Source organism: Streptomyces sp. CBMA291, assembly GCF_014596525.1.
GTDB lineage: Bacteria > Actinomycetota > Actinomycetes > Streptomycetales > Streptomycetaceae > Streptomyces.
On the sequence record NZ_MSJP01000033.1, the window covers coordinates 116,961 to 124,314 of the forward strand.

Below are 7,354 nucleotides of genomic sequence, written 5' to 3' on the forward strand. Positions count from 1 at the left end.
CCGAAACCCGGCCCACAGTCCCCCGTAACCCCCTGGTCACCCGACCCCTGTCACCTGTCTCCCGACCCTTCGCACACCCCGTCACCACCCGAGGAGCTGACAGGCACCATGGACCGCCTCGTCACCACCGTCCGTCCCTACGCCTGGGGCTCCACGACGGCCATCCCGCGACTGCTCGGCGTCGCCCCCACCGGCGAACCGCAGGCCGAGATGTGGATGGGCGCCCACCCCGGCGCCCCCTCCGGCACCGAGCGCGGACCGCTGAACCAGCTCATCGACGCCGACCCCGTACGCGAACTCGGCCGCCCCTCCGTGGACAAGTTCGGCCCCCACCTGCCGTTCCTCCTCAAGGTGCTCGCCGCAGGCGCCCCCCTCTCCCTCCAGGTCCACCCCGACCTGGCGGGCGCCAAGGCCGGTTTCGCGGCCGAGGAAGCCGCCGGAATCCCGGTCGACGCCCCCCACCGCACCTACAAGGACGCCAACCACAAACCCGAACTGATCTGCGCCCTCACCCCCTTCGAGGGCCTGTGCGGCTTCCGCGCCCCCGCCGCGACCGCCGACCTCGTCGAGGCGCTCGGCGTCGACGCGCTCAAGCCGTACGTCGACCTGCTCCGCGCCCACCCCGAAGAGGCCGCGCTCCGCGAAGTCCTGACGGCGCTGCTCACCGCCGACCCGGACGAGATGGCCGAGACCGTCGCCGAGGCGGCCGCCGCCGCCGACCGGCTCGGCGGCGCCCACGCCCCGTACGCGAGCCTCGCCCACCACTACCCCCGCGACCCCGGCGTCATCGCCGCCATGCTGCTCAACCACGTCCGGCTCCAGCCCGGCGAAGCCCTCTACCTGGGCGCGGGCGTCCCGCACGCCTACCTCGACGGCCTCGGCGTCGAGATCATGGCCAACTCCGACAACGTGCTGCGCTGCGGGCTCACCCCCAAGCACGTCGACGTCCCCGAACTCCTGCGGGTCGTCCGCTTCGAGCCCGCCGACCCGGGCATCCTGCGCCCCGAGGCCTCCCCGACCGGCGAGGAGGTCTACGACACCCCGACCGACGAGTTCCGCCTCTCGCGGTTCGTCCGAGCCGAGGGCGCGGCGCCGACCGATCTGACGGCCGCCACCCCGCAGATCCTGCTCGCCGTCGCGGGCCGCCCGGTGGCGGGCGGGCTGCCCCTCGGCCCCGGCGGCTCGGTCTTCGTCCCGGCGGGCGAAAACGTCCAGCTCACGGGCGCGGGGACGGTCTTCCGGGCCACCGTGGTGGCCTGATGCGAGAATGACCGGCCGAACCGCGGCCGCAGAGCCGGTGCACCCACGAAGGGATCCCGTACATCCATGAGCGCTTCAGGCGGAACCAAGGCGATCGTGGCGGCACTCGCCGCCAACCTGTCGATCGCCGTAGCGAAGTTCGTGGCGTTCCTCTTCAGCGGTTCGTCGTCGATGCTCGCGGAGAGCGTCCACTCGCTCGCCGACTCCGGAAACCAGGGCCTGCTCCTCCTCGGCGGCAAGAAGGCCCAGCGCGAGGCCACCCCGCAACACCCCTTCGGCTACGGGCGCGAGCGGTACATCTACGCCTTCCTCGTCTCGATCGTCCTCTTCTCCGTCGGTGGCATGTTCGCCGTCTACGAGGGCTACGAGAAGATCCAGCACCCGCACCCGGTCGAGGCCTGGTACTGGCCGGTCGGCGTCCTGCTCTTCGCGATCGTCGCGGAGTCGTTCTCCTTCCGCACCGCCATCAAGGAGTCGAACCCGCTGCGCGGCTCGCTCTCCTGGCGCGAGTTCGTGCGCCGTGCCAAGGCCCCCGAGCTGCCCGTCGTCCTCCTGGAGGACTTCGGCGCCCTCGTCGGTCTGGTCCTCGCCCTCGGCGGCGTCGGCCTCGCCCTGCTCACCGGCGACGGCGTCTGGGACGGCGTCGGCACCCTCTGCATCGGCATCCTCCTCATCCTGATCGCGATCGTGCTCGCCGCCGAGACCAAGTCGCTGCTGCTCGGCGAGGCGGCGGGCATCGACGAGGTCCGGAAGATCGAGGACGCGGTCGTCGACGGCGACACCGTCACCCGCCTCATCCACATGCGTACGCTCCACCTCGGCCCGGAGGAGCTGCTCGTCGCCGCCAAGATCGCCGTACGGCACGACGACTCGGCCGCCGAGATCGCCGACGCCATCAACGCTGCCGAGGCCCGCATCCGCGCCGCCGTCCCGATCGCCCGGGTCATCTACCTGGAGCCCGACATCTACAGCGAGGCGGCTGCCGCGGCCGGGAAGAACCCCGCGAAGAACCCCGGAACCCCCGCGCACTGACCCGCTCCGGCACCGTTTTTCCCGAGACCCCCGAGACCCCCTGTGACCAGGGAGCCCCGGGGGTCTCGCAGAGGAGTACGCGCCCCGGCGGCGGCCCCCCGGCCGGAGACGGACTGTGGTCCGCCGCCCCGATCGGTGTAGATTCGTGACCAGCCAGACGTCGCTGCTGATGGCGGTCGGGCGGTCCGCGAGGACCGGCCGAGGGAGAGAGGGCCTCCGACGACGGCACCGTGGAAGACCCCGGACACCCGTGTGCCCAGGGCGCTCCGTGGCGCCCGGCGCCACCGACCCTCACCACCGCACCCACGAGGAGCAGCCCCGTCATGACGACCGTCGCCCACCAGGACTTCAAGGTCGCGGACCTCTCCCTGGCCGTCTTCGGCCGCAAGGAGATCACCCTCGCCGAGCACGAGATGCCCGGCCTGATGTCGATCCGCCGCGAGTACGCCGAGCAGCAGCCGCTCGCCGGCGCCCGCGTCACCGGCTCGCTGCACATGACCGTGCAGACCGCCGTCCTCATCGAGACCCTGGTCGCCCTCGGCGCCGAGGTCCGCTGGGCCTCCTGCAACATCTTCTCCACCCAGGACCACGCCGCCGCGGCCATCGCCGTCGGCCCGAACGGCACCCCCGAGGACCCGCGGGGCGTCCCGGTCTTCGCCTGGAAGGGCGAGACCCTTGAGGAGTACTGGTGGTGCACCGAGCAGGCCCTGACCTGGCCGAACACGCCCACCGGCGGCCCGAACATGATCCTCGACGACGGTGGTGACGCCACCCTCCTCGTCCACAAGGGCGTCGAGTTCGAGAAGGCCGGCTCCGCGCCGGACCCGTCGACGGCGGACAGCGAGGAGTACGCCCACATCCTCCGTCTCCTCAACCGCACCCTCGGCGAGAACCCGCAGAAGTGGACCCAGCTGGCGTCCGAGATCCGCGGCGTCACCGAGGAGACCACCACCGGTGTCCACCGCCTCTACGAGATGCAGCAGGCGGGCTCGCTCCTCTTCCCGGCGATCAACGTCAACGACGCCGTGACGAAGTCGAAGTTCGACAACAAGTACGGCTGCCGCCACTCCCTGATCGACGGCATCAACCGCGCCACCGACGTCCTCATCGGCGGCAAGACCGCCGTCGTCTGCGGCTACGGCGACGTCGGCAAGGGCTGCGCCGAGTCCCTGCGCGGCCAGGGTGCCCGCGTCATCGTCACCGAGATCGACCCGATCTGCGCCCTCCAGGCGGCGATGGACGGCTACCAGGTCGCCACCCTCGACGACGTCGTCGCGACCGCCGACATCTTCGTCACGACCACCGGCAACAAGGACATCATCATGGCCGGGGACATGGCCAAGATGAAGCACCAGGCGATCGTCGGCAACATCGGCCACTTCGACAACGAGATCGACATGGCCGGCCTGGCCAAGATCCCGGGCATCGTCAAGGACGAGGTCAAGCCCCAGGTCCACACCTGGAAGTTCCCCGACGGCAAGGTCCTGATCGTCCTCTCCGAGGGCCGCCTGCTGAACCTGGGCAACGCGACCGGCCACCCCTCCTTCGTGATGTCGAACTCCTTCGCGGACCAGACCCTGGCCCAGATCGAGCTGTTCACCAAGCCGGAGGAGTACCCGACCGACGTCTACGTCCTCCCGAAGCACCTGGACGAGAAGGTCGCCCGCCTCCACCTGGACTCGCTCGGCGTCAGGCTGACGACCCTCCGCCCGGAGCAGGCCGCCTACATCGGCGTCAAGGTCGAGGGCCCGTTCAAGCCGGACCACTACCGCTACTGATGACCCGGACGGCGGCGCCCGCGCGCTGACGCGACCCCGCCCCGGACACCCGTAGAGGAATCAGGCAGGCCCCCCGCACCCCCGTGCCGGGGGCCTGCCTCGTCCCGTACCACCGCTCCCGGAAGCCACCCGAGGACCCATGCCCCGCGGCCGATATTCGCTCCATGACCCGCACGACCACACCCCCCTCGGCGAAGAACACTTCCACTGCGCGCCCGGCCCCTCCGGCTGGCGCTACGTCTCGCAGACCACCACCCCCTCCGGCGACCACCGGGGCTCCGTCGACCTGGCCGTCGACGAACTCGGCCGCCCCCTCCGGCTCGAACTCCACGCCGCCGGCTGGCAGGTCCGCGGCGCGGCCCTCGACGGCGTCACCTGGGTCCGTACGGACCCCACCGGAACCGATGCCACCGAAGGCACTGTGCGCGCCCACGCCTTCACCGGCACCTCCCCGGCGTTCCTCGTCGCCCTCACGCGACTCCTGCGCCTCACCCCCGCATCCCCGGAGACCCGTGTCAGGCTCGTCGCCTTCACGGACCCCGTGCTCGCCCCCCTCACGCTCGACCAGTCCTGGGCCCTGTTGGGAAGTGAAGCGCACCCCACTGACAACGGCCCCCTGATGGTGGACGAGTACCAGGTCAGCGGCTTGGAGACGGGCGAGAGGCACACGGTCCACATCGCCGGGGACGTCGTCCTCGCGGCCCCCGGCATCGAACTCGAAGCCCTGGACACCCCGCCCTCGCTCTTCCCCTGACGTCCCTCACCGGCCGACCGACCCCGCACCGGCTCAGGCGGGAGGGACGAAACCAGTGGCGGGACCAGGGGCGGATCCAGGTGCGGACCCAGCGGCGGGACCAGCAGGGGAACCAGTGGGGGACGGCCCCGCGACCCGGCCCGGCCCCGGACCGGGGCCCTGGACCACACCAGCCCAGCCGGTACCCCCACCCCCGACCCCCGAGGAAAGCGCCCGCCGGGCCTCCCGCGCGTGCCGCTCGGCGACCACCCCCGCCACATACGCCTCGGCCGGCACCCCCGGCGGCGGAGGCGTCCCGGTCCGCGCCGCCAGCTCGTCGGCCAGCCGCTCCGCCACCCGCCGCCCCACCGCCGGATCCAGCTCCCGCACGCGCGTCAGGTACTGCCGGGCCTCCAGCCACAGCGCCTCGGGCACGGCGGAGAGGTCGAGCCCGGCGAACCGGCCCACCAGCCACGGGGGAGACGGGGGCACGACAGCGGCCCGCGCGGCCCCCGGTATCCGCTCCCGCACCACCAGCGTCCCGGCGAAGACGTCCCCGAGCCGCCGCCCGCGCTCCGACACCGACGAGGCGACACAGGCGACGACCCCGAAGGTCATCAGGATCTCCACGACCCCCATCGCCCCGCGCACCAGCGCGTGCCGGAACCGGATCGGCCCGCCGTCGTCCCGCACCACCCGCAGCCCACAGATCAGCTTCCCGAGCGACCGCCCGTGCGAAAGCGTCTCCACCGCGATCGGCGCCCCCACCAGGATCAGCAGGAAGGAGGCGACGGACACCGCCGCGACGGCCGCCCCGTCGAGCGAGGCCGTGGCGACCGTGAGCGCGAGCATGACGGTCAGATAAACCGCCCACACCACCACCAGGTCGACGAGCACCGCGAGCGCCCGGCTCGGCAGCCGCGCGGGCTCCAACCCCAGGACGACGGCATCCCCCGTCACGAGTCCACTCACGGCACCCACCCGCCTCCCGACCTTCCCGGACCCCTCCGAACGCCAGTCTGCCAAGCTGACCGGCAACGCGCCGCAGTAGTACGGACCCGTCCGCAGCCGATGCCTGGAGCAGCCGCCGATCATGGACCTCGACGTCTACGCCACCGCCCACCGCGCCGAGTGGGAACGCCTCGACCACCTGCTGCGCCGGGGCCGGAAGCTCACCGGAGCCGAGGCCGACGAACTCGTCGCGCTCTACCAGCGCACGGCCACCCATCTGTCGATCGTCCAGTCCAGCGCCCCGGACCCGGTGCTCACGGCCGGACTCACCTCCTTGGTGGCCCGCGCCCGCGCCACCGTCACGGGCACCCGCCGCGCCTCCTGGCACGACGCGGCCCGTTTCCTCACGGCCGGCTTCCCGGCGGCGGTCTACCGCTCCCGCCACTGGTGGGTCCCCACCGCCGTCCTCTCCACCCTGCTCGCCGTGCTGATCGGCTGGTGGGTCGCCGCGCACCCGGAGGTGCGGGCGTCGATCGGGGCATCCGCCGACCTCCGCGAGATGACCCGCCCCGGAGGGCAGTACGAGACGTACTACTCCAGCCACCCGGCGGCTTCCTTCGCCGCCCAGGTCTGGACGAACAACGCCCAGGCCGCCGCCCTGTGCCTGGTCCTGGGCGCGTTCCTGGGCATCCCGGTGCTCTGGATCCTGTTCATGAACATGCTGAACGTGGGCGTCGGCATCGGCCTGATGGCCTCGGTGGGCCGCCTCGACGTCTTCCTGGGCCTGATCCTTCCCCATGGCCTGCTCGAACTGACGGCCGTCTTCGTGGCCGCGGGCACGGGCCTGCGCCTCGGCTGGACGCTCGTCGAACCGGGCCCCACCACCCGCCGCGCCGCCCTCGCCGAGCGGGGCCGGGCCGCCGTAGGCATGGCGATCGGCCTGGCCCTGGTGCTCTTCGTCTCGGGCCTGATCGAAGGCTTCGTCACCCCTTCGAACCTCCCCACCTGGGCCCGTATCGGCATCGGCATCACCGCTGAGCTGGCCTTTCTGATGTACGTGTACGTGCTCGGCGGCCGAGCGGCCCGCGCCGGCGACCGGGGTGACCTGGCGGAGCCCGACCGCAGCGCCGAGCTGCCCACCGCCGCCTGATGTGCGGACCACCCCGCTGACCTGCTAAGGTCCTCCGGTGCCCACAAAAGCCATTGACATGGCAGGCGTGGAGAGGTAGATTCAAACGGTTGCCTAGAACTGGACAGTTCGGCAGCGACCAAGTAAAGTCTCATCTCACTCCGGTCCGGAATTTCATTCCACGGAGTCACCTCGATTCTCATCCGAATCACCAAAGCCACCGATTAGGTCGGCCCAAATGATTCTGATAAAGTCGGAAACGTCGAAAGGCCCCCGGAGTGAAAACAAAAGGGACCGGAAAGCGCCGAGGAAATCGGGTCGGAAAGATCTGATAGAGTCGGAAACGAAGGAAGCGCCCGGAGGGCCTGGAAACAGGAACGAAGGAAGCGTCCGCACCTTGAGAACTCAACAGCGTGCCAAAAATCAACGCCAGATTAGTTGATACCCCGTCCATCTTCGGATGGTCGAGGT

At 71.2% G+C, this 7,354-nt stretch carries 6 protein-coding genes; 5 read left to right on the plus strand and 1 reads right to left on the minus strand.

The window, feature by feature from the left end:
* Nucleotides 1-108: 108 nt before the first annotated feature.
* The 4 genes from manA to BU197_RS09705 all read left to right on the plus strand — a co-directional run bounded on the left by manA (nucleotide 109) and on the right by BU197_RS09705 (nucleotide 4,824).
* Nucleotides 109-1,260 carry a mannose-6-phosphate isomerase, class I gene (gene manA, locus BU197_RS09690; protein WP_188267830.1) on the plus strand — a complete coding sequence of 384 codons (1,152 nt, stop codon included), beginning with the start codon at nucleotides 109-111 and terminating at the stop codon, nucleotides 1,258-1,260.
* Nucleotides 1,261-1,326: 66 nt separating this feature from the next.
* Nucleotides 1,327-2,292: a cation diffusion facilitator family transporter gene (locus BU197_RS09695; protein ID WP_188267831.1), complete on the plus strand. Its 966-nt coding sequence runs from the start codon at nucleotides 1,327-1,329 to the stop codon at nucleotides 2,290-2,292.
* Nucleotides 2,293-2,615: 323 nt separating this feature from the next.
* On the plus strand, nucleotides 2,616-4,070 hold the full coding sequence (gene ahcY, locus BU197_RS09700; protein ID WP_188267832.1) for an adenosylhomocysteinase: 1,455 nt from the start codon (nucleotides 2,616-2,618) through the stop codon (nucleotides 4,068-4,070).
* Between the two features lie 139 nt (nucleotides 4,071-4,209).
* On the plus strand, nucleotides 4,210-4,824 hold the full coding sequence (locus BU197_RS09705) for a hypothetical protein (RefSeq protein WP_188267833.1): 615 nt from the start codon (nucleotides 4,210-4,212) through the stop codon (nucleotides 4,822-4,824).
* Between the two features lie 33 nt (nucleotides 4,825-4,857).
* Here BU197_RS09705 and BU197_RS09710 read toward each other — a convergent pair whose 3' ends face one another.
* Entirely contained in the window at nucleotides 4,858-5,775 is a 918-nt protein-coding gene (locus BU197_RS09710; protein ID WP_188267834.1) for an RDD family protein, read from the minus strand.
* A 121-nt stretch (nucleotides 5,776-5,896) separates the two neighbouring features.
* Here BU197_RS09710 and BU197_RS09715 point away from each other — a divergent pair, with 121 nt between their 5' ends.
* The gene (locus BU197_RS09715) at nucleotides 5,897-6,904 is read left to right on the plus strand and encodes a stage II sporulation protein M (RefSeq protein ID WP_188267835.1); all 1,008 of its coding nucleotides are present in this window, start codon (nucleotides 5,897-5,899) and stop codon (nucleotides 6,902-6,904) included.
* The last annotated feature ends 450 nt before the right edge of the window (nucleotides 6,905-7,354 follow it).